The sequence below is a fragment of the Sphingopyxis sp. FD7 genome (genome assembly GCF_003609835.1).
Lineage (GTDB): Bacteria > Pseudomonadota > Alphaproteobacteria > Sphingomonadales > Sphingomonadaceae > Sphingopyxis.
On record NZ_AP017898.1, the window covers coordinates 2,366,384 to 2,390,996 of the forward strand.

At 65.9% G+C, this 24,613-nt stretch carries 30 protein-coding genes; 4 read left to right on the forward strand and 26 right to left on the reverse strand.

The features are described from left to right. Positions 1-66: 66 nt before the first annotated feature. From SPYCA_RS11250 to SPYCA_RS11260, 3 genes are read right to left on the reverse strand one after another with little or no spacing between them, the layout of a single operon-like run. Positions 67-870 (reverse strand): crotonase/enoyl-CoA hydratase family protein, encoded by an 804-nt coding sequence (locus SPYCA_RS11250; RefSeq protein WP_120220459.1) that lies wholly within the window; start codon positions 868-870, stop codon positions 67-69. A gap of 13 nt (positions 871-883) precedes the next feature. After that, positions 884-1,495 (reverse strand): 2-hydroxychromene-2-carboxylate isomerase, encoded by a 612-nt coding sequence (locus SPYCA_RS11255; RefSeq protein ID WP_120220461.1) that lies wholly within the window; start codon positions 1,493-1,495, stop codon positions 884-886. A 4-nt stretch (positions 1,496-1,499) separates the two neighbouring features. Next, positions 1,500-3,038 carry an acyl-CoA synthetase gene (locus SPYCA_RS11260; RefSeq protein WP_120220463.1) on the reverse strand — a complete coding sequence of 513 codons (1,539 nt, stop codon included), beginning with the start codon at positions 3,036-3,038 and terminating at the stop codon, positions 1,500-1,502. A 205-nt stretch (positions 3,039-3,243) separates the two neighbouring features. Between SPYCA_RS11260 and SPYCA_RS11265 the strand changes: the two genes are divergently transcribed. Beyond that, complete coding sequence (locus SPYCA_RS11265) at positions 3,244-4,776, forward strand: class I adenylate-forming enzyme family protein (protein WP_120220465.1); 1,533 nt, start codon at positions 3,244-3,246, stop codon at positions 4,774-4,776. Between the two features lie 146 nt (positions 4,777-4,922). On the opposite strand, the gene SPYCA_RS11270 is transcribed toward SPYCA_RS11265, so the two are convergent. The 3 genes from SPYCA_RS11270 to SPYCA_RS11280 all read right to left on the reverse strand — a co-directional run bounded on the left by SPYCA_RS11270 (position 4,923) and on the right by SPYCA_RS11280 (position 6,424). Next, complete coding sequence (locus tag SPYCA_RS11270; RefSeq protein ID WP_120222296.1) at positions 4,923-5,165, reverse strand: hypothetical protein; 243 nt, start codon at positions 5,163-5,165, stop codon at positions 4,923-4,925. A 37-nt stretch (positions 5,166-5,202) separates the two neighbouring features. After that, positions 5,203-5,412 (reverse strand): toxin-antitoxin system HicB family antitoxin, encoded by a 210-nt coding sequence (locus SPYCA_RS11275; RefSeq protein ID WP_120220466.1) that lies wholly within the window; start codon positions 5,410-5,412, stop codon positions 5,203-5,205. Between the two features lie 109 nt (positions 5,413-5,521). After that, positions 5,522-6,424, reverse strand: coding sequence for an SPFH domain-containing protein (locus tag SPYCA_RS11280; protein WP_120220468.1), 903 nt, complete (start codon positions 6,422-6,424; stop codon positions 5,522-5,524). Positions 6,425-6,575: 151 nt separating this feature from the next. Here SPYCA_RS11280 and SPYCA_RS11285 point away from each other — a divergent pair, with 151 nt between their 5' ends. After that, positions 6,576-7,949, forward strand: coding sequence for a M20/M25/M40 family metallo-hydrolase (locus SPYCA_RS11285; RefSeq protein WP_120220469.1), 1,374 nt, complete (start codon positions 6,576-6,578; stop codon positions 7,947-7,949). Positions 7,950-7,953: 4 nt separating this feature from the next. Here SPYCA_RS11285 and SPYCA_RS11290 read toward each other — a convergent pair whose 3' ends face one another. The 10 genes from SPYCA_RS11290 to SPYCA_RS19060 all read right to left on the reverse strand — a co-directional run bounded on the left by SPYCA_RS11290 (position 7,954) and on the right by SPYCA_RS19060 (position 11,929). Next, positions 7,954-8,364, reverse strand: coding sequence for a SufE family protein (locus SPYCA_RS11290; protein ID WP_120220471.1), 411 nt, complete (start codon positions 8,362-8,364; stop codon positions 7,954-7,956). Positions 8,365-8,614: 250 nt separating this feature from the next. After that, positions 8,615-8,860: a hypothetical protein gene (locus SPYCA_RS11295; protein WP_120220472.1), complete on the reverse strand. Its 246-nt coding sequence runs from the start codon at positions 8,858-8,860 to the stop codon at positions 8,615-8,617. 23 nt (positions 8,861-8,883) lie between these two features. Beyond that, positions 8,884-9,141 carry a hypothetical protein gene (locus SPYCA_RS11300; RefSeq protein ID WP_120220474.1) on the reverse strand — a complete coding sequence of 86 codons (258 nt, stop codon included), beginning with the start codon at positions 9,139-9,141 and terminating at the stop codon, positions 8,884-8,886. A 33-nt stretch (positions 9,142-9,174) separates the two neighbouring features. Continuing rightward, the gene (locus tag SPYCA_RS11305; protein ID WP_120220475.1) at positions 9,175-9,438 is read right to left on the reverse strand and encodes a hypothetical protein; all 264 of its coding nucleotides are present in this window, start codon (positions 9,436-9,438) and stop codon (positions 9,175-9,177) included. Positions 9,439-9,450: 12 nt separating this feature from the next. Beyond that, positions 9,451-9,768 (reverse strand): hypothetical protein, encoded by a 318-nt coding sequence (locus tag SPYCA_RS11310; protein WP_120220477.1) that lies wholly within the window; start codon positions 9,766-9,768, stop codon positions 9,451-9,453. 11 nt (positions 9,769-9,779) lie between these two features. Next, positions 9,780-10,079: a hypothetical protein gene (locus tag SPYCA_RS11315; RefSeq protein WP_120220479.1), complete on the reverse strand. Its 300-nt coding sequence runs from the start codon at positions 10,077-10,079 to the stop codon at positions 9,780-9,782. 47 nt (positions 10,080-10,126) lie between these two features. Continuing rightward, on the reverse strand, positions 10,127-10,507 hold the full coding sequence (gene pspC / locus SPYCA_RS11320; RefSeq protein ID WP_120220481.1) for an envelope stress response membrane protein PspC: 381 nt from the start codon (positions 10,505-10,507) through the stop codon (positions 10,127-10,129). 1 nt (position 10,508) lies between these two features. Next, a complete protein-coding gene (pspB, locus tag SPYCA_RS11325; protein WP_011540524.1) occupies positions 10,509-10,784 on the reverse strand; it encodes an envelope stress response membrane protein PspB in 276 nt (91 codons plus the stop codon). A gap of 12 nt (positions 10,785-10,796) precedes the next feature. Continuing rightward, entirely contained in the window at positions 10,797-11,459 is a 663-nt protein-coding gene (gene pspA / locus SPYCA_RS11330; RefSeq protein WP_120220482.1) for a phage shock protein PspA, read from the reverse strand. A gap of 101 nt (positions 11,460-11,560) precedes the next feature. Further along, positions 11,561-11,929, reverse strand: a complete 369-nt coding sequence (locus SPYCA_RS19060) for a hypothetical protein (protein WP_146625129.1) — start codon at positions 11,927-11,929, stop codon at positions 11,561-11,563. On the opposite strand from SPYCA_RS19060, the gene pspF reads away from it, so the two are divergent. Next, a complete protein-coding gene (gene pspF / locus SPYCA_RS11335) occupies positions 11,907-12,938 on the forward strand; it encodes a phage shock protein operon transcriptional activator (protein ID WP_120220484.1) in 1,032 nt (343 codons plus the stop codon). The two genes, SPYCA_RS19060 and pspF, sit on opposite strands and share 23 nt — an antisense overlap. A 294-nt stretch (positions 12,939-13,232) precedes the next feature. Here pspF and SPYCA_RS11340 read toward each other — a convergent pair whose 3' ends face one another. The 4 genes from SPYCA_RS11340 to argH all read right to left on the reverse strand — a co-directional run bounded on the left by SPYCA_RS11340 (position 13,233) and on the right by argH (position 17,185). Further along, complete coding sequence (locus SPYCA_RS11340) at positions 13,233-14,027, reverse strand: precorrin-2 dehydrogenase/sirohydrochlorin ferrochelatase family protein (RefSeq protein ID WP_120220486.1); 795 nt, start codon at positions 14,025-14,027, stop codon at positions 13,233-13,235. Positions 14,028-14,178: 151 nt separating this feature from the next. Beyond that, the gene (gene lysA / locus SPYCA_RS11345) at positions 14,179-15,438 is read right to left on the reverse strand and encodes a diaminopimelate decarboxylase (protein ID WP_120220488.1); all 1,260 of its coding nucleotides are present in this window, start codon (positions 15,436-15,438) and stop codon (positions 14,179-14,181) included. Between the two features lie 119 nt (positions 15,439-15,557). After that, complete coding sequence (locus SPYCA_RS11350; RefSeq protein ID WP_172595045.1) at positions 15,558-15,809, reverse strand: hypothetical protein; 252 nt, start codon at positions 15,807-15,809, stop codon at positions 15,558-15,560. Continuing rightward, entirely contained in the window at positions 15,809-17,185 is a 1,377-nt protein-coding gene (gene argH, locus SPYCA_RS11355) for an argininosuccinate lyase (RefSeq protein WP_120220492.1), read from the reverse strand. The genes SPYCA_RS11350 and argH overlap by 1 nt, the downstream gene beginning before the upstream one ends. On the opposite strand from argH, the gene SPYCA_RS11360 reads away from it, so the two are divergent. Then, positions 17,184-17,804: a TlpA family protein disulfide reductase gene (locus SPYCA_RS11360; protein ID WP_172595046.1), complete on the forward strand. Its 621-nt coding sequence runs from the start codon at positions 17,184-17,186 to the stop codon at positions 17,802-17,804. The genes argH and SPYCA_RS11360 overlap by 2 nt on opposite strands. Positions 17,805-18,017: 213 nt before the next feature. Here the strand turns inward: SPYCA_RS11360 and SPYCA_RS11365 are convergent, their stop codons facing one another. The 6 genes from SPYCA_RS11365 to SPYCA_RS11390 form a co-directional block, all read right to left on the reverse strand. Beyond that, the gene (locus SPYCA_RS11365; RefSeq protein ID WP_120220494.1) at positions 18,018-18,353 is read right to left on the reverse strand and encodes a hypothetical protein; all 336 of its coding nucleotides are present in this window, start codon (positions 18,351-18,353) and stop codon (positions 18,018-18,020) included. A gap of 136 nt (positions 18,354-18,489) precedes the next feature. After that, on the reverse strand, positions 18,490-19,491 hold the full coding sequence (locus tag SPYCA_RS11370; protein WP_120220496.1) for an NAD(P)H-dependent glycerol-3-phosphate dehydrogenase: 1,002 nt from the start codon (positions 19,489-19,491) through the stop codon (positions 18,490-18,492). A 99-nt stretch (positions 19,492-19,590) separates the two neighbouring features. Further along, positions 19,591-20,526, reverse strand: a complete 936-nt coding sequence (locus SPYCA_RS11375; RefSeq protein WP_120220498.1) for an alpha/beta fold hydrolase — start codon at positions 20,524-20,526, stop codon at positions 19,591-19,593. A 203-nt stretch (positions 20,527-20,729) separates the two neighbouring features. Beyond that, positions 20,730-21,584 carry an alpha/beta hydrolase gene (locus SPYCA_RS11380; protein ID WP_120220500.1) on the reverse strand — a complete coding sequence of 285 codons (855 nt, stop codon included), beginning with the start codon at positions 21,582-21,584 and terminating at the stop codon, positions 20,730-20,732. A gap of 2 nt (positions 21,585-21,586) precedes the next feature. Then, on the reverse strand, positions 21,587-23,056 hold the full coding sequence (locus SPYCA_RS11385; RefSeq protein ID WP_232003277.1) for a DUF3336 domain-containing protein: 1,470 nt from the start codon (positions 23,054-23,056) through the stop codon (positions 21,587-21,589). A 2-nt stretch (positions 23,057-23,058) separates the two neighbouring features. Further along, on the reverse strand, positions 23,059-24,612 hold the full coding sequence (locus tag SPYCA_RS11390; RefSeq protein WP_120220502.1) for a wax ester/triacylglycerol synthase family O-acyltransferase: 1,554 nt from the start codon (positions 24,610-24,612) through the stop codon (positions 23,059-23,061). Position 24,613 lies beyond the last annotated feature (1 nt).

Below are 24,613 nucleotides of genomic sequence, written 5' to 3' on the forward strand. Positions count from 1 at the left end.
CCTCGCATAGGGCGGACAGCTGGGGATTGCCGCGTCGCCTTCGGCTCCTCGCAATGACGAAATCAATCAATCCACAAAATTCGGCCTGCGCTTCTGCATGTGCGCCATCACCGCCTCGATCTGGTTCGGGGTGCGGATGACCTTGACCTGCTCGTCGCTTTCGGCCTGCAATATCTCGGCATCGCTTGCATGGCCCAGCATGTTGCACAGCCGCTTGGCGCCGCGGATCGCATGGGGGTTCTTGTCGGCAATGACTTCGGCCAGCTCCATCGCCCGGGCGAGCGGATCGTCGGACACATGCGTCGCAAAGCCGAGCAGCTTCGCCTCCGACCCGGTGAATTCGCGGTTGGTGTAGATCAGCTCGCGCAGCACATCGTCGGCGACCTGTGTGCGCCACAGCGCCATGCCCGCGACGTCGGGGACGAGCCCCCAGCGCATCTCCATGATCGCGATGCGCGTGTCGGGGTGGACGATGCGGATGTCGGCGGCGGCCATGATCTGGCTGCCCGCGCCAAAGGCGACGCCATGCACCGCGGCGATCACCGGCACCGGCAGTTCGCGCCAGCCCCACGCGGCATATTGGGCGTTGTTGGCGATGCCCCGCGTGCGGTCGGACAGGTTGCCGCCCGCGCTGCTCGCCCCCGGATCGCGATCGCCGCCAAGGCTCGACAGGTCGAGCCCGGCGCAAAAGGCGCGGCCTTCGCCCGACAGGACGACGACACGCAGGCCCGCCGTGGCCTTGAGCTGGTCGATAGCTTGCGCCAGCGCTTCCCACATCGCCGCGTCGAGCGCGTTCATCTTGTCGGCACGGATCAGCCGGACGTCGGCGATGCCGCCCTCCAGCATGGTGATCGAAATCCGGTCTTTCACGCGAGCGTCCTTTTCAACGTTTCAAGGCGGCTTCGACGAGCGGAAGCTGGTCGTTGCCGAAATACATATCGTCGCTGTCGACGAAGATCGTCGGCGAACCATAGCCGCCGCGCGCGATGAGTTCATCGGTGTTCGCGCGCAGCCGCGCCTTCACCGCATCGCTGCCCGCCGCGGCGGCAAGCGCAGCGCCGTCCAGCCCCTCGGCATCGGCGAGAGCCGCGAGCACCGCGGGGTCGTCGAGATTTTCCTGCCGATCGAAATAGCTCGCAAAGGCGCCGCGCGCGAACCGCACGAGCGCGGCCTGATCCGCCTCGAGCGCGCAGCAGAAGCGCATCGCGGCGATGCTCTTCGCCGGATGCCACTGCGACGGAAAGTTCATCGGCACCCCGGCGAGCCGCGCCCAGTCCTTCAGCACCTTCCAGCCATGCTGGAGCCGCCGGTTGTCCACCTGCTCGCGCGCCGCATAGACGGCCGGATTGACCGCATTGAACACGCCGCCGACGAGGATCGGGCGGTACACCGCGCTCGCGCCCGTGCGTTCGAGGACGCCGGGCAGATTGTGGAACGCGAGGCAGGTCCAGGGCGAGGAAAGGTCGAAGAAAAACTCGACGCGCGCGGCGGTCATCGGATCAAGCCTCCGCCCCAGCCTTTTCCTTCCCCCAATATCGGTCGCGCAGCAGGCGCTTGTAGAGCTTGCCGGTGTCGTGGCGCGGCAAGGATTCGAGGAAGTCGATGCGGCGCGGAATCTTCACCCCCGACAATTTTTCGCGCGCATAGGCGATGAGTTCGTCGCGCAGCGCGTCGTCTGCCTCGGCCATGTCGGCGGGCTGGACGACCGCGATCACCTCTTCGCCCATTTCCTCGTGCGGGCCGCCGACCACGGCGACGTCGGCGACCTTGGGATGGGTGACGAGATGATTCTCGATTTCCTGCGGATAGATGTTCACGCCGCCCGAAATGATCATGAAGCTCTTGCGGTCGGTGAGGTAGAGAAAGCCCTCCTCGTCGAGCCGCCCGACGTCGCCGAGCGTCGACCAGCCCTTTGAATTGCGGCTCGACGCGGTTTTTTCGTCGTCGCCATGATATTCAAAGACATTGTCGCTCTCGAAAAAGACCGTGCCTTCCTCGTTCGGGCCAAGCTCGGTTTCATTGTCCTCGCCCATGATATGCACCGTGCCGAGGATCGGTCGCCCGACGCTGCCCTTGTGCGTCAGCCAGTCGGCGCTGGAGATGAAGGTCATGCCATTGCCTTCGGACCCGGCGTAATATTCATACAGGACCGGCCCCCACCAGTCGATCATCGCCTGTTTGACCGGCACCGGGCACGGCGCCGCGGCGTGGATCGCGACCTTCAATGACGAGGTGTCGTAGCGGCGCCGCACCTCGTCCGGCAATTTCAGCATCCGCACGAAATGCGTCGGCACCCACTGGCTGCTGTTGACCCGATATTTTTCGATATGCGCGAGCGCCGCTTCGGGATCGAACTTCTTCATCAGGACGACGGTGCCGCCGAGCCGGTGGATCGTCATCGACCAGCGCAGCGGCGCGGCATGATAGAGCGGCGCGGGCGACAGATAGATGCTGTCCGCATTGATCTGAAACACCGCCGAGGCGAGCATGACGAGGCTGTTCACGGCGTCGATGGCGGGATCGTCGGGCAGCGGCACGCGCACGCCCTTGGGCCGCCCGGTGGTGCCCGACGAATAGAGCATGTCGACCCCCGCGCGCTCGTCCGCCACCCGCGTCGCGGGCATCGCGGCAACGGCGTCCTCCCAGCTTTCATAGCCGGGGATATCGCCGCCCATCGCGAAGCGCTTGATGTCGGTCGTCAGCCGCTGCGCGGCGTCCGCGAGACTGGCCGAAACGATCAGGATCCGCGCGCCCGAATTGTCCAGGATATAGTCGGTTTCGTCCTGCGTCAGCCGCGACGAGATGCAGACGTAACGCAGCCCCGCGCGCTGCGCCCCCCAGGTCAGGCCATAATAATGCGGCGTGTTGTCGAGCATGAAGGCGACGACATCCTCGTGCCCCAGCCCATGCGCGCGGAACAGTTGCGCGGCGCGGTTCGACGCGGCGTCGAGTTCGCCATAGCTGATCGCCTCGCCCGTCTCCGCGACGATGATCGCGGCCTTGTCGGGATTGCTACGCGCGTGGACTGAGGGGTGCATCGGGCATCATCTCCGGGAATCGTTCGTTTCTTTATGTCGAAGATGAGTAGCAAGCTGAAACTTTTGGTCAAGCAAGCTGCAAGGCGTGACAGGTTGCGATACGCCGGCGCGCCTCGATCGCAGGGCAGTTCCCGCCGCACTCCCGGCCAGGCGCGTGAAAGGCGGCGGCATTGCACCGCCTTTCGGCTGTGCTAACGCTTGGGCCATGACCAGTATCGAGATGCTTGACGGCGACTTCGCCACCCTGCCCGACCTTGTCCGCGCCCATGCCGCGGAACGCCCCGATGCCGTAGCGGCGGCCGATGCCGAGCGGCGGCTCAGCTGGTCCGAACTGGATCAATTGACCGACCGAATCGCCGCGCGGTTGCAGCAGGATGGATTCGTCAAAGGCGACCGCACAGCGATTGCGGGCCTGAACAGCGTCGAGCAGATGGCGATCATCCTCGGCACGCTGCGCGCGGGCGGAGTAGCGGGGTTGATCACCAACAGCGCGACGGGCGAACAGATGGCGGCGATGATCGCCGACACCGGCGCGCGTCACCTTTTCCTCGACGCCGCGGCGCAGGCGAGCCTTAAAGGGCAGGACATCGCCGCAAGCGAGGTGATCGCGATGGACGGCAGCGACGCGGGGACGCCGCTGGCCGACTGGATCGCCCCCGCAGCCGCCGCGCCGCACCCCGTCGCGATCGGCCCCGACGACGGGTTCAATATCATCTATTCGTCGGGCACGACGGGCACGCCCAAGGGCATTATTCACAGCCATGCGATGCGCTGGCAGCATATCCAGCGCGGCGCCCCTGCCTATGGCCCGAACGCGGTGACGATCCTGTCGACCCCGCTCTATTCGAACACGACGATGGCGAGCTTCATGCCGACGGTCGGGTCGGGCGGGCGGGTCGTGCTGATGAAAAAGTTTGACGCGCGCGCTTTCCTCGAACTCGCGCAGCGCGAGCGCGCGACCAACTGCATGCTCGTGCCGGTGCAATATCGCCGCATCATGGCGCTCGACGATTTCGACCGCTTCGACCTGTCGAGCTTTGTGATGAAATACTGCACCTCGGCGCCCTTCCCCGCCGCGCTCAAGGCCGATGTGCTGAAACGCTGGCCGGGCGGCCTCGTCGAAATCTATGGCATGACCGAGGGCGGCGCCGCATTCATCCTCGAAGCGCATCAATTTCCCGACAAGCTGCACACCGTCGGCAAGCCCGCGCCCGGCCATATTGCCAAGGTGATCGACGAGGAGGGCAAGGAACTGCCGCCAGGGTCGGTGGGCGAGATCGTCGGCCGCAGCCCCGCGATGATGACCGGATACAACAACCGCCCCGAAGCGACGAAGGCGATGCACTGGTACGACAGCGAGGGAAATCTCTTCTATCGCCACGGCGACATCGGCCGCATCGACGAGGACGGGTTTCTGACGCTGATGGACCGCGCGAAGGACATGATCATTTCGGGCGGGTTCAACATCTTTCCGAGCGACCTTGAGGCGATCCTGCTCGCCGACGAGCGCGTCGTCGAGGCGGCGGTTGTCGGGATGCCGAGCGAGGAATGGGGCGAAACCCCGGTCGCCTTCGTCGTGCTGAAACCCGGCGCCGATGCCGAAAGCGTGCGCGAGACCTGCAACGCCAAGGTCGGCAAGACGCAGCGGCTCAGCGCGATCAGGCAAGTCGACGAACTGCCGCGCAGTCCCATCGGCAAGGTGCTGAAACGCGAACTGCGCGACGCGCATAGCGGGTAGCTGAAGGAGCGGGCCGGTCGAGGTTGCGGCCGGTTTCGGGCGGAAGCGGCCATAAAAAGCCCTCTCCCCTTGGGAGAGGGTTGGGTGAGGGTGTCCAAGGCTATTGGTCGCGCTCGACGCCCGACCCCCACCCCAAAGCCGTCATCTCAACGCCAGCGCCAGCCGCCTTCGGTTCGCGCGCGATAGAGCGGCAGGGGCGCCAGCCCCGCGAGGATGACGGCAAGGGTCAGCGCGACGGGTTGCGCGCGCAGCAACAGCGCAACGCCGGTGATGAGCGCGATATGCGCCGCCAGCATCGCCCAGCCCTGCCACGCGATCGGCAGGCCGGTGCCATAACCGCGCCGCTTCGCGCGGAACCAGGGGCGGTTGTCCAGAAACAGGTGCAGCATGTCGAAACTCCTTTTGTGATTGCGCGCAATCGCCGGATCAGTCCTGCGCATCGGTCTTCGGCGGGCGGCCACGGCGCGGCGGCGTGGGCGGTTTCACCGGCACACCGCGGCGCGCGAGCGCTTCGCGCAGCAGCACCTCGATCTCGGCATTGGCGCTGCGCAGCTCGGCCGCCGCCATCCGCTCGACCGCGGCGTAGAGCGCGGGATCGAGGCGAAGGGCAAAGGCTTTTTTGGCAGAACCGGGCATTATGAAGGAACCTCACTTCCCGTTCGCATCGAGCGACGTCGAGATGCCGGGCGGTCGTGTGCCTATGATGGGTGTCTCGACGTCGCTCGGCACGAACGGGATTCTTGCGTCAGTAAAGCGAGCCGGCGTTGACGACGGGCTGCGTATCGCGTTCGCCGCACAGCACGACCATCAGGTTCGACACCATCGCCGCCTTGCGCTCGTCGTCGAGGTCGACGACCTTTTTGTCCGACAGGTGCTGGAGCGCCATTTCAACCATCGTCACCGCGCCCTCAACCAGCTTCTTGCGCGCGGCGATCACCGCCTCGGCCTGCTGGCGGCGGAGCATCGCCCCCGCAATCTCGGGCGCATAGGCGAGGTGGGTGAGACCGCATTCGTCGACGGTGATGCCCGCGACGGTGAGCCGCTCGATCAGCGCCTTGCGCAGTTCGGCGCCGACCTCTTCATGGTTACCGCGCAGCGTGACCTCCTGATGCTCGATGTCGTCATAGGGGTAGCGCGAGCCGATCGAGCGCACCGCGGCCTCGATCTGCGCCATCACAAACTCCTTGTAATCGTCGACGTCGAACAGCGCCTGCGCGGTGTCGGTGACGCGCCACACGACCTGCGCCGCCATCTCGATCGGGTTGCCGCGCAGGTCGTTGACCTTGATCTTGTCCGAAATGACATTGTTCGCGCGCACCGCGATCTTCTTGCGCGTCAGCCAGGGCAGCACCCAGCGCAGCCCCTCCTGCCGGTCGGTGCCCTTATAGGCGCCGAACAGCTGGATCGCCGCGGCTTCATTGGGGTTGATGAGGTAAAAGCCGCAGAGGATGAGCGTGCCGATCACCGCTGCGGTGGCCGCGACGATCCATTTCCACGCGCTCATCACATCGGCGTTGGCGTTGGTGATCGCCGCCCAGGCGGCGACGCCCAGCAGCACCAGCCATATGAACAGCATCAAATAGCCGCTTTGCGTATTGGCGCGCGTTTCGCGGCTGCGATTCAGCGCGGGTGCCCCACTCTCGACCATAAAACCCTCCGAGTCGACATAAAGATGATATCATATTTATATCGAAACGAGCGCCGGTCAAGCCGATTCGGCGGCAGGTTGGCGATCCGGTCCGGCGCGGCAAGAACTTTGGCCCTTGCCGCCCGTCGGCGAAGCCGCTTAACTGATTTTCATGCGCAACCTGTCCCTGCCGCTCGCCCTCGCCGCCGCGCTCGTCGCCGCCGCGCCCGCCCAAGCCAAACCCGCCGATCCCGCGGCCGCCAAGCAGATATTGAAGGACAGCATCGCGATCCCGACGGTGAAGGGTCGCGGCAAGGTGCCCGAGCTGGCGGCCTATTATGCCGGGGTGCTGAAGGCCGCGGGCTATGCCGACGCCGATATCGATATCACCCCGATGGGCGAGACGGCGACGCTGGCCGTCACGCTGCGCGGCACGACCGACAAGAAACCGATCCTGCTGCTCGGCCATATGGACGTCGTCGAGGCCGACCCGAGGGACTGGACGCGCGACCCCTTCGTGCCGGTCGAGGAGGATGGTTATATTTTCGGGCGCGGGTCGGAGGACAACAAGTTCGACATTGCGATGATGGTCGCGGCGATGGCGCAGCTGAAGCGCGAGGAGTTCCGGCCCAAGCGGTCGATCATCCTGCTGCTCACCGGCGACGAAGAGACCGAGATGGCGACGACGCGCGCGCTCGCCGCCAAATATAAGGACGCCGAATTCGCGCTCAACGGCGACGGCGGCGGCGGGCTGGTCGGCGAGGATGGCACGCCGCGATATTACAGCCTGCAAGCGGGCGAGAAGACTTATGCCGACTTCACGCTGGAGGTCACCAATGCCGGGGGTCACAGCTCGCGCCCGTCGGACGTCAACGCGATCGTCCAGCTCGCCAATGCGCTCGCCAAAATCGGCGCCTATCGCTTTCAGCCGCAGATCAACGAATTGACCCGTATCGGCCTGCCGATCGTCGCCGACCAGGTCGCCGGCGAGATCGGCGCGGCGCTGAAGGCCTTTGCCGCCGATCCGACCGACGCAAAGGCGATCGCGGCGATCCGCGCCGATCCCGAATATGTGGGCCAGATCGGCACCACCTGCGTGCCGACGCTGGTGAAGGGCGGTCATGCCGAAAATGCGCTGCCGCAGCGCGCGACCGCGAACATCAACTGCCGCATCTTTCCCGGTGTCGCGGTCGAGGCGGTGCGCGCGGAGCTGGAGCGCGTCATCGCCGACCCCGCGGTCAAGGTGCTGCCCGACCCCGACGCCAGCGCGAGCGACGCCTCGCCGCTGCGCCCCGACGTGATGGCCGCGGTGAGGAAAGCGGTCCATGCGCGCGCGCCGGGCCTGCCGATCATCCCGTCGATGAGCGCGGGCGCGACCGACAGCTATCATTTCCGCATGAACGGCGTGCCGAGCTATGGCGTCGCGGGGCTGTTCTCGAAAGCGAGCGACAGCTTTGCGCATGGGCTCAACGAGCGCGTGCCCGTCGCCGCCATCGCACCGGCGCTCGCGCATTGGGACAGCCTGCTGCGCGACCTGTCGAAGTGATGGATCAGCCCGCGGCGAGGCGGCGGGCGGTGTCCTGAACCAGCGCGATCATGTTCGGCACGCCCTGCGTGCGGTTCGACGAGAGTTGGCGCGTCAGGTCGAAGGGCGCGAGCGCGGCGGCGATGTCCATGCCGGCGACCTCGGCGGCGGGCCGGTCCTGCACCGCGGCGAGGACGAGCGCGACGATGCCCTTGGTGATCGCGGCGTTGCTGTCGGCGAGGAAATGCAGGCGGCCATCGTCCCGCGGCACCGGATAGACCCAGACGCTTGCGCTGCATCCGCGCACCAGCGTCGCGTCGGTCTTCAATGCATCGGGCATCGGCTCCAGCTCGCGGCCGAGTTCGATCAGCAGGCGATAGCGATCGTCGCCGTCGAGAAAGTCATATTCGTCGAAAATGTCGGAGAGGCTGCGCATGGGCGCGGGCAGTGGCAGATTTTGTGGCGCGGTGGAAGGGATTTGCCCTTTCGTCCCCACTAACCGTCATGCCGAACTTGTTTGGCGATTATCCTCTTACCATAAGGAGACCTCAACTCGTCATTGCGAGGAGCGCAGCGACGAAGCAATCTCCAGCCATCGTCCGGGCGCTACGCAATGACGCCGACGGATGCGACCGGGATAAACGCCAAACAAGTTCAGCGTGACGAAGAAAAGACACGGCGGAGCCTTACAGATCGACCCCCGCCGCGATCGCTTCCAGCTTGCGCAGCCGTTCCTTGAGGTCGGCGATTTCGATCCGCGATCCGGCGTGCGGCACGGTGGGATCGTGCGCCAGCGGGGCGTGGCCCGCGGCGAGTTCCTCGCGCTTCAGCTGGATCCAGTCGCGCCAGCCGCGCAGCGCGACGAGGCTGACGATGGTGAGCCCGGCGAGGGCGATGGCCGCGGTGGTGAGGTCGGGAGTGATGAAAGCCATGAGCGTTGCTCCTTTACCGGCGTTCAGATCTTGCTGCTGTCGCGCAGCTTCTCGATTTCCTCGTCGAGCGCGACGGCGCGATTATTGTCGGTGGCGATGCGTTCGAGCACCTGGATGCGCTCCTTGAGCGCGCGTATCTCGGCCTGCAACGCCCTGGTCTCGGCGTCATTGGCGACATAGTCGTTGCCGTGGCGGTCGCGGCGGATGCCGTGCTTGGCGCGGATGATGCTGCCGATCGTCACGATGAGGACGATGCCGACGACCATTTCAAACGGGCCCATGGGGAGGTTCCTTTCCAGTCTCGCTTATTGTTATCAGTTGAGCGGGGCGTCGCGCAGCTTTTCGATCTCGTCGGCGACATCGACACCCTTGTCGGTCACGATCCGTTCGAGCACGCGGACACGTTGTTCGAGCCGTTCGGTGTGCGCCGCATATTGCGCGGCCTTTTCGGCGGTTTCGCTGCTGATCGCCTGAAAGGCGCGTTCCTTGAACTTGAGGTGGCGTTCATAGGCGGCGTAGCCGATACCGAGCGTGACCGGCAGGCCGACGACGATGAACAGGATGAGGATCGTTTCCATCTGCCTATCTCCTCAGTTCGCGGGGCGCCGCAGCGCCTCGATCTCGACCGCGACGCGGTGGCTTTCGTCGGTGACGATGCGCTCGACGACCGCGAGGCGATCCTTCACCGAACCGAGTTCGGCGCGCAGCTGGGCATTTTCCTGACTGATCAGCTTGATGCGCTCCATCGCTTCGTCGTTGGTGCGCGGATAGACTGCCTTGCCCCAGCTGTTTTCGAGCGGATAGCCGTTCTTGACGCGCAGCCAGGTGGTGTAAACCCAGCCCGCCACCCCGGCGAGGCCGACGATCGCGGCGACGGGAGCAAAGGCGTTCACAATATCCAGATTCATCTGTTTTCCCCTCAGCGCAGGCGGTCGATCTGGTCGGCAAGCTGCGCCGCTTTGCCGCCCTCTTCGGTCGCGATCCTTTCGAGCACCGCGATCCGTTCCTCCAGCCGGCTGACCTGACTGGCAAGCTTGGCATTGTCGTCGGTCAACAGCCTGATTTTTCGATCAGCGTCGGGGTCGGTTCGATGAACCGTGCCGCCCCATTCATTCTCGACCGGATAGCCATGCTTGGCGCGGATCCAGGTGGTGAACATCCAGCCGCCGATCGACAGCGCGATGATGGCAAGGACGAAACCGGTACCACCGAAATTCATCTATCTTCTCCCTGTTGCGTGTCAGCCCGTCCGCTCAGCGCCCCGAATTAACGAAGGGCGTCGATTTCTTCGGCGAGGCGGCGATTATGGCTGGTGTAGTAAAGTTCAATGTCGGCGAGCCGACGGTCGATGTCGCGAAAGCGCGACTTGATGTCGCGGGTGGACGCCGCGGGGTTGCTGCGCACCCCCTGCCAGAACCTGGCTTCTTCCTGCGAGCCGTAGAGCGCGAAGGGTTTGGGCGTGCCCATCCAGGCGACCATCCAGTATGCGATCAGCGTCCAGGGAAAGCCGCCCATCAACGTGAGCAGCACCGCTCCGACGCGGACCCAGAGCACGTCGATCCCGCTATAGTCCGCGATCCCCGCGCACACGCCGCTCCATTTGGCGTTCTGCTTGTCGAGATAGAATTTGGTGCGGCTGGCAGACATCTCAGTTCCTCCGGTTTATGTTTTCAAGCTGCGCCAGCTCTTCATCGCTGCGAACCGCGGGGCGGAAGTCAGGATGGTCGGCGCTGATGATGCGTTCGACGGTATGAAGACGGTTCTCGAGCCGTCTGGCCGTATCGTAAAGTTCGTCGAGCAGCTGTTCGTCTTCTCCGGTCAGCGTCTTGGCCTGTTTCCACTTGGTGATATAGTGGAGGATCAGCCAGGGCAGACCGAGGAAGAGCGTTCCGATGACGATCGGGACGATGATGACTTCTTCCATCGGTCCGGCTCCTTATTTCTTGCCCTGCGCGGCCTTCAGCGCGGCGAGCTCGTCGGCGACCTTGTCGGCGGCCTGAAGCTCGGCAATCTCTTCGTCGAGCGACTTTTTGTAGCCGAGACCCAGTGCATCGGCACGCCCTTCGGCTTCGTCGACGCGGCGTTCGAGGATTTCGAAGCGCGAGAAAGCGTCTTCGACCCGGTCGCCGTTGGTCATTTCGCGAAGACGATAGCGATTTTCGGCGCTTTCGAGGCGGTTGACGATGCTCGACTGGCGCGCGCGCGCTTCGGAGAGCTTTTTCTGCAGCTTGGCGATGTCGGCCTCATAGCCGGTCAGCGCGTCGTCGAGGACGGCGATCTCGGCTTTCAGGCGTTCGGCCATGTCTGCGGCCTTCTGCTTTTCGACAAGCGCGGCGGTGGCGAGATCTTCGCGGTCCTTCGACAGCGCGAGTTCGGCCTTTTCCTTCCAGCTGTCCTGCAGGCTTTCGAGCTTGGCGATGTGGCGGCGCATCTCCTTCTGGTCCGCGATGGTGCGGGCGGCGGAGGCGCGGACTTCGACGAGCGTTTCGTTCATCTCGAAGATGATCTGGCGGATCATCTTTTCGGGGTCTTCGGCCCGGTCAAGCAGGTCGGTGACGTTGGCGGCGATGATGTCGCGGGTTCGTGAAAAAATACCCATTGGGAAACTCCTGTCGAAAAACTTGAGACCTGATTGTCTGGTTCAAAAATGCTGGTGCCGGGGCGGGGCAAGGGGGGAGAGTGCCCCGGCACCAGTGCCGGTCAGGCCATCGGGCCGACCGCCGGGGTCGAAGCAGCACCCACCAGGCCGACGACGGGAAGGCCGGCGGCGTTGGCGGCGGTGGCAGGATAGTCGACCGCGCCGACGAGGATGGCCAGCGCACCCACCGCGCTGAACGCGAAAGTAGCGGCCTGGGCAATCTTCGTTTTCATCGTATCAACCTTCCTGTTTTGCTGCACCGGAGCGTCATGCGCCGGTTCGCAGAAATCTTTGCAGGAGGCGTGCCAATTGCCGAAAGCGGCGGAAAAGCGCGTAACTTCATCCGCAATTCGCCTGTCGAACCGATTTGCCTTGCCAATCAGCGGGAAAATTTGCCAATGATTGGGAATGGAGCGCGAAACGCAATTCATCGGCCAGTCGGCCGCCTTTCAGGACGCGGTCGATCGCGCGAGCCAGGCGGCGCTGCTCGACCGCCCGGTGCTGGTAATTGGCGAGCGCGGGACGGGCAAGGAGCTGATCGCCGAGCGGCTGCATCGCCTGTCGACGCGCTGGGATCGCCCCTATGTCATCATGAACTGCGCCGCGATGCCCGAAACGCTGATCGAGAGCGAGTTGTTCGGACATGAGGCGGGCGCCTTCACCGGCGCGACCCGCAGCCGCGCGGGACGGTTCGAGGAAGCCGACGGCGGCACGCTCTTTCTCGACGAGCTGGCGACGATGTCGATGGGGGCGCAGGAGCGCCTGCTGCGCGCGGTCGAATATGGCGAGGTCACGCGCGTCGGATCGTCGCGCCCGATCCGCGTCGATGTGCGCATCGTCGCGGCGACCAACGAGCATTTGCCGGCGCTGGTCGAGGACAACCGGTTCCGCGCCGACCTGCTCGACCGGCTGTCGTTCGAGGTCATCACCCTGCCCCCGCTGCGCGCGCGCGAGGGCGATATCGAAGTGCTCGCGACCTATTTCGGGCAGCGCATGGCGGCTGTCGTCGGCTGGGACGAATGGCCGGGATTCGGCCCGCGCGCCCTCGCGGCGATGGAAGGATATGACTGGCCGGGCAATGTCCGCGAACTCAGGAATGTCATCGAGCGCGCCGTCTATCGCTGGGGCGACCCGACGAAACCGATCGACGCGCTGAGCTTTGACCCTTTCGCGAGCCCCTGGCAACCCACGTCGCGGTCGACGAAGGCCGAGCCGGCCAGCGGCGCCGCGTCCGGGACCGCCGCCGCGCCCGCCGCCGCCGCGCCGCCGCCGCCGGGCCAGGTCAACGACCTGCGCGCCGCGGTGGACAGCTATGAAAAGGCGATCCTCGCCGACACGATGGCGCGATGCCGCTATAACCAGAAGGTCGCGGCCGAGGCGCTCGGCCTCAGTTATGACCAGATTCGCCATGCGCTGAAAAAGCACGGGCTGAATCAATGAACGACGCGATGATTTGACTGGTCTGGCGGTCGAAGCGCTCCAGTCCTATCTGGGTTGAACCATTTTTATCGCCTCTCCTGAAGGGGAGGGGCTTGATTCCGCTAAAACAGGACAGCTCCAGCGTGGTGGAATCGACGTTCGTTTCATCATCGTCATCCCGGGCTTGACCCGAGGTGACGATATCAATGTGGCGAACTTTAGATTCAGGTGACTAGGCTAGTTTTCAAGTCAGGTGGAATCAACTGACGACTCGGAAAACACGGCAAAACAAGAATCTGGAGTGCCGGTTTTGATTCAATCAAAACCGAACGCACTCCAGGCGCGCATGTCCAGCCACAAGGACAGGCCGCCCGGTGGATCCTGTGGCGGTGCGGCGGCGATGTGACGCGCCGCGTCGGCGCGGGCGCGGGCAAGGATCGCGGCGGGGGTGTCCGGCGGATGAAAGATATGGTCGGCCTCCCCCAGCAGGCGGGCCGCGCGCAGGGTCAGCTGGTCGGGGTCGGCGCTCGTCAGGCGGATGGTTTCGAGGCGCGATTGCGGCGCATCGCTTTCGCCTTCCAGCCAGCTTGCCACCCGGTCCGCCGCATCGCCGTCGAGCGGGTCGAGCGCGCCGCCACTGGCCAGCGCGGCGTCGATCGCGCGGCGGCGGTCGGCGGCGGCGGGCCAGCGCGCCTTCATCGCGGCGCGCGCTGCGTGGAGCGCGCGTGCAAGGTCGCCGAGCCGCGCCGGCAGCAGCGCTTCGATGCGTTGGCGCACCGCTTTCGCAAGCCCCGCCGACGCGCCACCGGTGCCGATGGCGATGGTCACGGGGGCGCGGTCGACGATCGCGGGGGTGGTGAAATCGCAAAGCTCCGGGCGATCGACGACATTGACGAGCAGGCCGTGGGCGCGGAGCGCATCGGCGGCGGCGCGCGCTTCGGCTTCATCGTCGAGCGCGACGAAGGCGATAGTCGCGCCTTGCTCCCATGCCGGGACGATGCGTCCCCCTGCCCGCTCGATCAGCCGCGCTTTGGCGTCGGCGGCCTCCCCTTCGCCGACCAGCACGACGGTGCGGCCTGCAAGGTTCAGGAAGATGGGGAGTTGATGCATGGTGGCGGCTCTAACAGATCCTCCCCGGAACGGGGAGGGGGACCAGCGAAGCTGGTGGAGGGGCACGGGCAGTCAAACGCGGCGCCTGCCCTCCCGTGCCCCTCCACCACCCTTCGGGTGGTCCCCCTCCCCCCTTGGGGGAGGATCGCGTTCAGTCGATCCAATCCGGCACGCGCTCCGCCGCCATGATCGTACCCGCGGCGATGCGGTCGGCGACGGTGACGTAGCGGTCGCCGTCGACGAGCACTTCGGGGACGAGGCTGCGGCTGTTGTAGGTCGACGCCATCGTCGCGCCATAGGCGCCCGCGGTGCGGAAGGCGGCGAGATCGCCCGCCGCCACCTTGTCGATCACCCGGTCGCGCGCGAAGGTATCGCCCGTCTCGCACACCGGGCCGACGATCGACGCGGTCATTTTTTCGCCCGTGGGCCGGACCGCGACGAAGTCGTGATACGCATCGTAGAGCGCCGGGCGCGCGAGATCGTTCATCGCGGCGTCGACGATGACGAAGGGGCTTACCGCGCCTGGCTTGACCCACAGCACTTCGGTCAAGAGCACCCCGGTGTTGCCCGCGATGACGCGGCCGGGCTCGAACATCAGGGTGACGTCCCAATCCTTTGTCACGCGCGCGACCATCGCGCCATATTCGGCGGGGGTCGGGGGATTATCCTCGGGCCGATAGGGCACGCCGAGGCCGCCGCCGAGATCGACATGGGTGATGCTGTGCCCCGCGGCGCGCAGCTCGGCGACGAGGCGGCCGACGCGCGCGAACGCGGCCTCGAGCGGATCGAGGCTGGTGAGCTGGCTGCCGATATGGAGCGCCACCCCACGCATCTTGAGCCCCGGCAGCGCCGAAAGCCGGTCGAAGATCGCGGGCGCGGCATCGATGCCGACGCCGAACTTGTTTTCGGCCTTGCCGGTCGAAATCTTGGCGTGCGTGCCGGCGTCGACGTCGGGATTGACGCGCAGCACGGCGCGCGCGGTCGTCTCCTTCCCCACCGCGATTTCGGACAGCGCGACGCCTTCGGGCTCGTGCTCGATATTGAACTGCCCGATGCCGCGGTCGAGGCCGAGCGCCAGTTCGGCGCGCGTCTTGCCGACGCCCGAAAAGACGATGTCCTCGGCCGCCATGCCCGCGGCGAGCGCACGTTCGAGCTCGCCGCCCGAAACGACGTCGGCGCCATAACCCTGCCGCGCGAGGACACGCAGCACGCCGAGATTGGGGTTGCACTTGATCGCGAAGGCGATGTGCTTTTTCGGAATATCCTTGAGCGCGTCGGCGAACACCTGTGCATGGCGTTCGAGCGTCGCGCGCGAATAGACATAGACGGGGGTGCCGATCTCCTCGGCAATTTGCGGCAGCGGGATGTCTTCGGCGTGGAGGACGCCGTCACGATATTCAAAATGATCCATCGAAGGAAATCCTGATTATCCTTTCCGTTCGCATCGAGCCAAGTCGAGATGCCGGGGAGGCTTGTCACCGATGGGTGTCTCGACTTCGCTCGACACGAGCGGATGAAACTGGGCCCTGCTCAGCCCGGAGGCGGCAGGTCGAAATCGTCGGGTTCGCGTTGTTCGGACCGTTTGAGAAGTTCGTCGCTGCGCGCGGGCCGGGCCTGCGCGTCGGGCGTCGTAAGCTCCTCGGTGGTCGGGGCGCGGTTGGCGCCGATGGGGACGACGGGCGCCGGCTGGTTCGTCGGCGGCTTCAGATCTTCCTTCGCCCCGCACGCGCCGAGCAGCGCGGCGGCAGCGAGCGTTGCAAACATGCGGGGGTGGTGCGGCATTAATCCTGTCCCTGGAGTGCGGCGCGCGCCGCGGCGATGGCCTGCCTTACCCGTTCGGGTGCGGTTCCGCCATAGCTGGTGCGGCTGGCGACCGACGCCTCGACCGTCAGCGCGGCGAGCACGTCGGGGGTCACCGCGGCATGGATCGCCGCCGCGTCGGCGGCGGGCAGCGCGGGCAGTTCGACGCCGAGTTCCTCGGCGCGCTTGACGCAGGCGCCGACGACATGATGCGCCTCGCGGAAGGGCAGCCCCGCCTCGCGGACCAGCCAGTCGGCAAGGTCGGTCGCGGTCGAATAGCCCGACGCGGCGAGCGCGCGCATCCGGTCGGCGCGGAAGGTCAAGGTTTCGACCATGCCGGTCATCGCCGCGAGCGACAGCGCGAGCGCATCGAACGCGCCGAACAGCACCTCCTTGTCGTCCTGCAAATCCTTCGAGTAAGTGAGCGGCAGCCCCTTCACGATCACGCTGAGCCGCTGGAAGGCGCCGAGCAGCAGGCCCGCGCGCCCGCGCACCAGTTCGGCGGCGTCGGGATTGCGCTTTTGCGGCATGATCGAACTGCCCGTCGACCAGGCATCGGGCAGCGCGACGAAACCGAAGGGCTGGCTGGCCCAGATGACGATTTCTTCGGCGAGACGCGACAGGTGCAGTGCGGCGATTGATGCGGCGGCGCAGAACTCGAGCGCGAAGTCGCGGTCCGACACGGCGTCGATGCTGTTCGCCATCGGGCGGTCGAAGCCGAGTGCCGCGGCGGTGGCATGGCGATCGACCGGGAAGCTGGTCCCCGCGAGCGCCGCTGCGCCGAGCGGCGATTCGTTGAGACGACGGCGCGCGTCGGCGAAGCGCGAGCGGTCGCGGCCGAACATCTCGACATAGGCGAGCAGATGGTGGCCGAGCGTTACCGGCTGCGCGACCTGAAGATGCGTGAAGCCGGGCATGATGCTGTCGGCGTGCTCTTCGGCGCGGGCAAGCAAGGCCGACTGGAGCACGGCGAGCCCGGCGTCGATGCGATCGCACGCGGCGCGCGTCCACAGGCGGAAATCGGTGGCAACCTGATCGTTGCGCGAGCGCGCGGTGTGGAGCCGCCCGGCGGCTTCGCCGATCAGCTCCTTCAGCCGCGCCTCGACGGTCATGTGGATGTCCTCGAGGCTGAGGTCGACGGGAACGCCGTTCGCGGCGAACTCTTCGGCGATCTGGGCAAGGCCGCGGTCGATCGCCGCGGCATCCTGTGCGGAGATGATGTCGGTGGAACCGAGCATCGCGGCGTGCGCACGGCTGGCGGCGATATCCTCTTCCCAAAGGCGCTTGTCGATCGGGATCGAGGCATTAATCTCTTGCATGATCGCCGCAGGCCCGCCACCGAAGCGGCCGCCCCACATGCTGCTCTTGTCCGGAGTATTCGCCATCCGCCGCGTTCCAAATCCGTCGCTGTTGATCCTCGGCCTGTTGCTGGCCGGATCGGTCGCGGGCTGCGATAGGGAAAAGGCGGGCGGCGGGCAAGCCGCGCAAGGCCAAGCAAATGTTTCGGCAGGCCAAGCGAAGGGCGTTGGCGCGTTCGAATATATGATCGACCGCAGCCACAAGGGCAAAGCGGCGCCGACGGCGCGCTTCACCGGCCCCGACGATGCGCCGGTGACGCTGGCAGACTTTCGCGGGCGCCCGCTGCTCGTCAATCTGTGGGCGACCTGGTGCGGCCCATGCGTCGCCGAAATGCCCACGCTCGATGCCTTGGCGGCCGCGCGCGGCGAGTCGATGAATGTAATCGCGGTCGCGCAGGATTTGCAGGGCGCCGAGGTCGTCGATCCCTGGTTCCAGAAGGCGGGGCTGAAGGCGCTCCAGCCCTATCTCGACCCCGAAAACGGCCTGCTCGACGCGGTGAACAGCGCGTTGCCGACGAGCATCTATTATGACGCTGACGGGCGCGAAATCTGGCGCGTGATCGGCGCGATCGACTGGCAGGGCGAGGAGGCGAAGGCGTTGCTCGCGGAAGCACGCTAATCCTCCCTGTGGCTAAGCCATGGGGAGGTGGCAGCGCGAAGCGCTGACGGAGGGACTTTTGCGCTACCGTTGCGGCCCCTCCACCACTCGCTTCGCAAGCGGTCCCCCTCCCCATCGCCGCGCGACAGGGAGGATTTGACAAAGAAAAGGACGGGCGCCCGAGGACGACCGCCCTTTCCTGCGACCAGGGATGCGCCCTGGAACCTTCCCGGCTCAGCCCACCGTAACGCGGCCGACGCGATAGCCCTTCTCTCGCATTGCCTTCACATAATCCTTGTCGGCGTCGATCACCTCGGTTTCCCATTCGTCCCACGCATCGCGGCGATCTTCGCGATCGGTCGCGCGGCGCAGGTCGCTGAGCAATTCCTTTTCGGCTTCGAGAATGTCCGCCTGATAATTGAACCAATACTGGTTCTCGACCCCCGCGATCGGCGCGGTGCGGATCGGCGGCGCCTTGAAGCCCGGCGGCATCCGGTCATAGGGGACCGCTGCCACGGCGGCAGTGGCGGGGAGCGCCGCGAGCGCGGCGAGAATCGCCCATTTTTTCATTATCCGTCTCCTTTGTGGTCCTGTCGGACAACAGGACAACGTAGCAGCAGCGGCTTTTCTTCCCGGCTGGTCGGCAAAAAGGAACGGATCGCAGCGGATGGCTTCGTCGCGGCCCCCTCGCAATGACGAAGCGCCATCAACCCGGATGCGCCTCATCTCCCACGCTCGATTTGAGGAGGCCGCGGAAGACGTCGAGCGCGGTGCGGCGGCCCTGCGTCACGTCGAACACGTCGCGCGCGATCGGCATCGCGATGCCGTAGCGGTCGGCGAGCGCCATCACGGTGGGCGCGCTTTTGACGCCCTCCGCCACCATGTTCATGCCCGCGATGATTTCGTCGATCGGGCGCCCCTTGCCCAGTTCGACCCCGACGTGGCGGTTGCGCGACAGGGGGCTGGTGCAGGTGGCGATGAGGTCGCCCATGCCGGTGAGCCCGGCAAAAGTCTCCGGCCGCCCGCCCATCGCGACGCCGAGCCGCGTGATCTCCGCCAGCCCCCGCGTCATCAGCCCTGCGCGCGTATTGTCGCCCGCCCCCAGCCCGTCGCCCATGCCGACGGCGATCGCGATGATATTCTTGAGCACGCCGCCGAGCTCGCAGCCCAGAAGGTCGGTGTTGGTATAGACGCGGAAGAGGCCCGAATGAAACAGCGGCTGGAGCGCGCGAACGACGATCTCATCCTCCATCGACAACACGCTCGCCGCCGCCTGGCCCGCCATGATCTCGCGCGCCAGATTCGGCCCGGTGAGCACGCCGACGGGGTGGCCGGGCAGCACCTCCTCGATGAGTTCGGTCATGCGCTTGCCCGACGATAGCTCGAGCCCTTTGGTCAGGCTGATGACGGGCACCCACGGACGGAGGTGATCGCGGGCCTCCTTCAACACGCCGCGAAAGCTGTGCGAGGGGACGGCCATGACGAGCACGTCGGCGCCCGCGACGGCCTCTGCCATGTCGCCGGTCGCCCGGAGCGCCGCTGGAAGCCGGATGCCAGGCAGATATTTAGGATTCGCGTGATCGCGGTTGATGCCCGCGACCGTTTCGGCGTCGCGCGCCCACAGCTGGATCGGCGCGTTGCGCGACACCAGCGACGCCACGGTCGTCCCCCAGCTGCCCCCGCCGAGCAGGCCCACGTTGAGGCGCATATGTCTCTCCCCCTGTTTTGCGGGGAGAGTGGCGCGCGATCGGGGGGTTGGCAAGATGGCACTCGCCCGTCATGCCGGCCTGCGCCGCGATGACGAGGTTCAGGGATGGTCGGCGAGGAACGCGCGCTGGATTTCCGCCGTCGCCTTGGGATCCTCGATCATCGGGACGTGCGCGACATGCTCGAAGATGTGCGCGCGGCTGTTCGCGATGCCCTTTTCCAGCACCGCGACGCAGCTGACGTCGATCAGCTTGTCATGGCGGCCCCAGAGGATCAGTGTCGGCACCTGCACCTTGCCCAGATCGTCGTTGAGCGGCGCCTGCTCCATTTCGTCGGCAATGATCCAGAAAATCCGGTCGAGCAGGTCGCGGTGGCGCAGCGCGTCGGCATATATGGCGGGCTTCAGCCGCGCGGGCACAAAGGGCGGCTTGCGCACGACAAAGGCGATCAGACGGTCGGCATCCTCCAGATTGGCGAGGACGAGCGGGTTGTAGTCGCGTGTCGCAGCGAGTTTCTGCAACTCGCTTTCGTTCGCGCCGACGACGCCCGCATTGTTCATCAGGGTCAGCGTTCGCAGGCGATCGGGATAGTCAATGGCGAAACGCAGCGCGATCCAGCCGCCCATGCTGTTGCCGCCGAGGTGCGGGCGGTCGATGCCGAGCGCATCGAGAAAGCCCTTGAGCCGCGCCGCCTGGCTCGCGACGTCGAAGGGCAGCCCGCCGTCGCGATCATTTTCGCCGAAGCCGGGCAGGTCGGGCGCGATCAGGCGATAATCGCGCGTCATCCACGGCGCATAGAAGGTCCAGTGATCCTTGTCGGCGCCGAAACCGTGGATCATCACGAGGGTGGGTTTTGAGGGATCGCCGCCCTCCAGATAGGGCCAGGTCCGGCCGTCGACGGTGATGCTTTTTCGCACCAGCCGCGCGCGGCGGCGCATCAGCGCGCGCATCATCCGCACCAGCTGTTCGGGAAAGAGGAAATAGAGCAGCGCGAGGGCGATCAGCGGCGCGAAGATGAGGATAAGGAGGATTTTCATACGGGCTTCCTAAAGCCCCTCCCCTTCAGGGGAGGGGGGTGTTGGGTCGGTCATGCCCCCGGCATGACCTGGATCAGCCGGGGGCTGATCCACCCAACGCCGGTGGGGGCTATCGAGGTGGCGTGAGGCTGATGGCCCCCACCCCGCTGCGACTAGCGAACAGGTTCGCAAGCCTCGCTGCCCCTCCCCTGAAGGAGAGGGGCCTATTGTACCCGCGCCACATGCGCATCGAACCAGCCGATCAGGTCGTCCAGAACGGCATCGCGCTCGGGCTCATTATAAATCTCGTGGAACAGCCCGGGGTAGATTTCGAGGTGCTTGTCGGCCGACGCGACATGATCGAACAGGTAGCGCGAACCCGCGGGGGCGGTCAGCCGGTCCGCCTCGCCGTGCTGGATCAGGAGCGGCAGCCGGATCGTCGGTGCGCCCGCCTGCGCCGCGGCCATCGCGTCCATGAACTCCTTGCCCAATCGCGCGCCGATCTTGCCGCCATACACCAGCGGGTCGGCCTTATAGGCCTCGACGACCGCGGGGTCGCGGCTAACGCCGTTCGCGTCGAGAGACAGGACGCCGAGGCGCGGAAAGAAGCGCGACAGGAAGCGGCTGATCCAGACGGTGAAGCGCGACAGCGGCTGCGCGGGCAGGATCGCGGGGCCGGAGACGGCGGCGGCGACGAACGCCTGTTGGCGCTCGATCAGGAACAGCGTCGCGATGAGCCCGCCCATGCTGTGCCCGAGGAGCAGGCGCGGGGTGTCGCCATGATTGATCTCGACCAAGGTCAGCAGTTCGGCCATGCCGTCGAGATAGGCGGAGAAGCGCGGGACATAACCGCCCTCGCCGTCCGAGCGGCCATGGCCCCAATGGTCGACGGCGTAGACCGCATAGCCCGCTTGCGTCAGCCGCTGTGCGACATGGGCGTAGCGCCCGGCATGTTCGGCGTAGCCGTGTGCGAGCAGCACGATCGCCCGCGGGCGCCCTTCGGGAAGCCAGTGGGTGACGTGGAGCTTTGCTCCCGCGCCCGCCGACCCGGTGGGCAGGGTTACCGCACGGGTCGTCATGGTCAGCGCACCGCTTTCCCGAGCGCGGCGCTGCGGTGGCCGGGGCCGTCGTCGCCCGCCTTGTCGATCCGCGCCAAAATACCTTCCAGCGCGCGGCTGATCGCGGTCTGGGTGCGGACCATCTCGATCTTGGGCCAGGCGGTGCGCATCCCCGTGTCGATCAGCTCGTCAATGTCCTCCTGCCCCAGATCCGACAATATCTTCGCGGGCGACCAGAACTTCGGTGGGCGGATGATATTGATGTCGCCGGTATATTCCTGGTTGATCACCGAGCGCGCCATGTTCGCGATGCTGTTCAAGGGCGGGATCAGCTCGAGCGGTTTCTGGAAGATCACCATATTGGCGTTGAGCCACGCCTTGAAGGTCGTCATCGACGCATGTTGAATGGCCTCGATCGGCGCCATCTGCTTGCGCGTGTCGGTCGCGAAGGGCAGCGCGATCGGGTTCGCCTGGCTGACGATATGATGGTTGACGCCATAGAGGCGTTCGAGCCGCTTGGTCGGGATGTCGTGCGTCACCGACCCGTCGACCCAGCGCCGGTCGGGCTGATAGGGAATGCGCGCGCCGTCGTCGCCCCGCGCCATCAGCATCACCGGCGGAAAGACACCGGGCACCGCGCACGACGCCAGCACCGCTTCGCGGATCAGCACATTGGGCGCGGTGATCGCATTGAGGAGCCGTCCGTTCTGATGCTTTTCGGCGGGCGCGACCGAGACGTTGAGGTGGCGGCCGCTGACCTCATAGGCTTGCTGAAAGGTGAGGTCGGGGATCAGGCCCGCGAGCCGTTCGCGCACTTCGTCCGAGGCGAGGCGGCGGCCGTCGGGGGCGCGGTCGGGGTTGGCGAGGCGGTCGCTTTCGAGGAAGGCGCCGATGTCGGCGTCCTTGCGCGTGCAGACGATCGCCGCGACGATCGACCCGCCGCTGGCGCCCGACATGATCGCGGGCAGCACGCCTTCGGACCAGAGCGCCTTGACGACGCCGATGTGGAAGAAAAGGAAGCTGCCCGAACCCGAGAGCAACAGCGCCGAGCGGCCATAACAATGCTGCGCGCGGCGGAAAAAGTCGCGCTTTTCCTCGCGGGTGATGCTGCGCGCGGCGGCGATCCTGTGCAGCGCGGCGACAACCTCCGCCACATAATCCTCGACCAGCTTCTTGGTGCCGAAACGCGCCTTTGTGTAAAGCCGTTCGTGCCCCATGCCGTCGATATTGCCGTGGATGCCCTCGTTGAGCACGAAGAGCAGCCCCTTGACGTCGCCCGCCGCCGACAGCGCGCGCAATTTTTCGAGGCGGGCGCGGATCGCCCTATAGTCGAAATGCTTGCTCTCGTCGGCGTCGCGCCACGCCTGAAGCCCCGATTTCTTGTCATGTTCGCGCGCCGCTTTGGCCCAGGCGGCATAATCGGGCGCGGTCGCAAGATCGCGGTCGGCGCTGAGCGTCGGGGTGAAGAGCATTCGGTAATCCTGCGAGAGCATGGTTATTTTTTCGGAGTCTTGCGGGCTGCGTTGCTTTTGGCAACCGGTTTCGCCCGGCCCTTTACCGCAGGTTTCGGCGCGGCCTTCGGTTTCGCCTCAAGTTTCACCGCCGCTTTCGGCTTTGCCGTAGCGGCTTTTGGTGCCCCGGCCTTCGGCGCCGCCTTCATCAGATCGGCGAAACTTTCGTCGATGCACTCACGGAAAAAAGCGATGTCAGGCATGATCGCGCGTTCCGAGATGATCGAAAAGGCGATGCGGCCGTTGTAGCTGGGCGTCGCGACGAACAGCCCCATATTGTTCGCAAGCGGCGCCATGCCATGCTGCATCACGAGCTTCGCCCCCGCGAGATAGAGCGGCACCTGCGCGCCGGGAACGTTGGAGATGAAGAGGTTGGTGCCGCGCACCGCAAAACGCTCGCTGGTGACGAGCCGCGCGACCGCCGCCATTGTCGCGCCGGGGATATGCTGCGACAGGTCGGTCATGATCCGCGCGCTGACGCCCGCCTTCGCTTCCTTGGCCTCGACGGTGTAATCGCGCACCGCTGCGAGCCGCGCGAGCGGATCGGCAATGTCGGTGCGGATCGGCACGCTCATCGCCGACACCTGGTTGCCCGGCGTCGATGCTTTGCCGCCCTTTCCGCGCAGATTGACGGGCGCGACCGCAACCAGGCTCTCCTTGGGCAATTCCTTGTGCTTTGCGAGATATTTGCGCAGCGCCCCGCCGACGGTGGTGAGCACGACGTCGTTGACCGTCGCGCCGGGCACTTTCCCCCGGATCAGCGCGACATCGGCGAGCGCGACCGATGTGCCGTCGAACATCTTGTGCGGGCCGACGGGAACATTGAAGCGTGTTTCGGGGACGCCCGCGGTCATCCCGCCCTCGATCGCCTTGCGCGCGGACGAAATGATCGCCGGCGACATTTTCATCAGCGCGTTCATGAACTTGACCGGCGATTGCAGCGAGGCCGCCCAGGCACGCGAGACGATTTCGGCGCTCGACGGCGGATCGCCCAGCTCCTCGACCGGCGGCGGTTCGGAAATCGCCGGGGTGCCTTTTGCGTCGATGTCGCTCATCGCGATGAAGGCATGCGCGCCCGATGCGCCATCGACCGCCGCATGATGGACGCGGTGGAGCATCGCGAAGCTGCCCTTCGGAATGCCGGGGATACGGTCGAGCCCCTCGATGACATAAATGTCCCAGAGCGGGCGGTTCATATCCATCGGCTTGGAAAACCAGCGCGCGACCGCGATGCAGAATTGCCGCCAGTCGCCGGGTTCGGGCAGGCGCGCATGGCTCATATGCGCCTCGATGTCGAAATGCTCGTCCTCGACCCAATAGGGATGGTCGATATCGAACGGCAGGCGGTGGAGGCGGCGCCTGAACAAGGGTGAGGTGTGGACGCGGCTTTCGACGTGGGCGATGATGTCCTTGAAGCGCACGAAGCCGCCCGGCGCGGTCGAGGGGTCGTAGATATAGACGCCCATGATGTGCGTCAGATTGTTCGCGGTCTGCGTGTAGAGGAACTGGGCGTCCTGCGCGCTGAGCTGTTTGAGCATG

Bases quoted from the DNA above. Each gene is read 5' to 3' on its own strand.
- SPYCA_RS11255 (WP_120220461.1), bottom strand. From the start codon at position 1,495: ATGACCGCCGCGCGCGTCGAGTTTTTCTTCGACCTTTCCTCGCCCTGG.
- SPYCA_RS11260 (WP_120220463.1), bottom strand. From the start codon at position 3,038: ATGCACCCCTCAGTCCACGCGCGTAGCAATCCCGACAAGGCCGCGATC.
- SPYCA_RS11265 (WP_120220465.1), top strand. From the start codon at position 3,244: ATGACCAGTATCGAGATGCTTGACGGCGACTTCGCCACCCTGCCCGAC.
- SPYCA_RS11270 (WP_120222296.1), bottom strand. From the start codon at position 5,165: ATGCTGCACCTGTTTCTGGACAACCGCCCCTGGTTCCGCGCGAAGCGG.
- SPYCA_RS11275 (WP_120220466.1), bottom strand. From the start codon at position 5,412: ATGCCCGGTTCTGCCAAAAAAGCCTTTGCCCTTCGCCTCGATCCCGCG.
- SPYCA_RS11280 (WP_120220468.1), bottom strand. From the start codon at position 6,424: ATGGTCGAGAGTGGGGCACCCGCGCTGAATCGCAGCCGCGAAACGCGC.
- SPYCA_RS11285 (WP_120220469.1), top strand. From the start codon at position 6,576: ATGCGCAACCTGTCCCTGCCGCTCGCCCTCGCCGCCGCGCTCGTCGCC.
- SPYCA_RS11290 (WP_120220471.1), bottom strand. From the start codon at position 8,364: ATGCGCAGCCTCTCCGACATTTTCGACGAATATGACTTTCTCGACGGC.
- SPYCA_RS11295 (WP_120220472.1), bottom strand. From the start codon at position 8,860: ATGGCTTTCATCACTCCCGACCTCACCACCGCGGCCATCGCCCTCGCC.
- SPYCA_RS11300 (WP_120220474.1), bottom strand. From the start codon at position 9,141: ATGGGCCCGTTTGAAATGGTCGTCGGCATCGTCCTCATCGTGACGATC.
- SPYCA_RS11305 (WP_120220475.1), bottom strand. From the start codon at position 9,438: ATGGAAACGATCCTCATCCTGTTCATCGTCGTCGGCCTGCCGGTCACG.
- SPYCA_RS11310 (WP_120220477.1), bottom strand. From the start codon at position 9,768: ATGAATCTGGATATTGTGAACGCCTTTGCTCCCGTCGCCGCGATCGTC.
- SPYCA_RS11315 (WP_120220479.1), bottom strand. From the start codon at position 10,079: ATGAATTTCGGTGGTACCGGTTTCGTCCTTGCCATCATCGCGCTGTCG.
- pspC (WP_120220481.1), bottom strand. From the start codon at position 10,507: ATGTCTGCCAGCCGCACCAAATTCTATCTCGACAAGCAGAACGCCAAA.
- pspB (WP_011540524.1), bottom strand. From the start codon at position 10,784: ATGGAAGAAGTCATCATCGTCCCGATCGTCATCGGAACGCTCTTCCTC.
- pspA (WP_120220482.1), bottom strand. From the start codon at position 11,459: ATGGGTATTTTTTCACGAACCCGCGACATCATCGCCGCCAACGTCACC.
- pspF (WP_120220484.1), top strand. From the start codon at position 11,907: ATGGAGCGCGAAACGCAATTCATCGGCCAGTCGGCCGCCTTTCAGGAC.
- SPYCA_RS19060 (WP_146625129.1), bottom strand. From the start codon at position 11,929: ATGAATTGCGTTTCGCGCTCCATTCCCAATCATTGGCAAATTTTCCCG.
- SPYCA_RS11340 (WP_120220486.1), bottom strand. From the start codon at position 14,027: ATGCATCAACTCCCCATCTTCCTGAACCTTGCAGGCCGCACCGTCGTG.
- lysA (WP_120220488.1), bottom strand. From the start codon at position 15,438: ATGGATCATTTTGAATATCGTGACGGCGTCCTCCACGCCGAAGACATC.
- SPYCA_RS11350 (WP_172595045.1), bottom strand. From the start codon at position 15,809: ATGCCGCACCACCCCCGCATGTTTGCAACGCTCGCTGCCGCCGCGCTG.
- SPYCA_RS11360 (WP_172595046.1), top strand. From the start codon at position 17,184: ATGCTGCTCTTGTCCGGAGTATTCGCCATCCGCCGCGTTCCAAATCCG.
- argH (WP_120220492.1), bottom strand. From the start codon at position 17,185: ATGTGGGGCGGCCGCTTCGGTGGCGGGCCTGCGGCGATCATGCAAGAG.
- SPYCA_RS11365 (WP_120220494.1), bottom strand. From the start codon at position 18,353: ATGAAAAAATGGGCGATTCTCGCCGCGCTCGCGGCGCTCCCCGCCACT.
- SPYCA_RS11370 (WP_120220496.1), bottom strand. From the start codon at position 19,491: ATGCGCCTCAACGTGGGCCTGCTCGGCGGGGGCAGCTGGGGGACGACC.
- SPYCA_RS11375 (WP_120220498.1), bottom strand. From the start codon at position 20,526: ATGAAAATCCTCCTTATCCTCATCTTCGCGCCGCTGATCGCCCTCGCG.
- SPYCA_RS11380 (WP_120220500.1), bottom strand. From the start codon at position 21,584: ATGACGACCCGTGCGGTAACCCTGCCCACCGGGTCGGCGGGCGCGGGA.
- SPYCA_RS11385 (WP_232003277.1), bottom strand. From the start codon at position 23,056: ATGCTCTCGCAGGATTACCGAATGCTCTTCACCCCGACGCTCAGCGCC.
- SPYCA_RS11390 (WP_120220502.1), bottom strand. From the start codon at position 24,612: ATGCTCAAACAGCTCAGCGCGCAGGACGCCCAGTTCCTCTACACGCAG.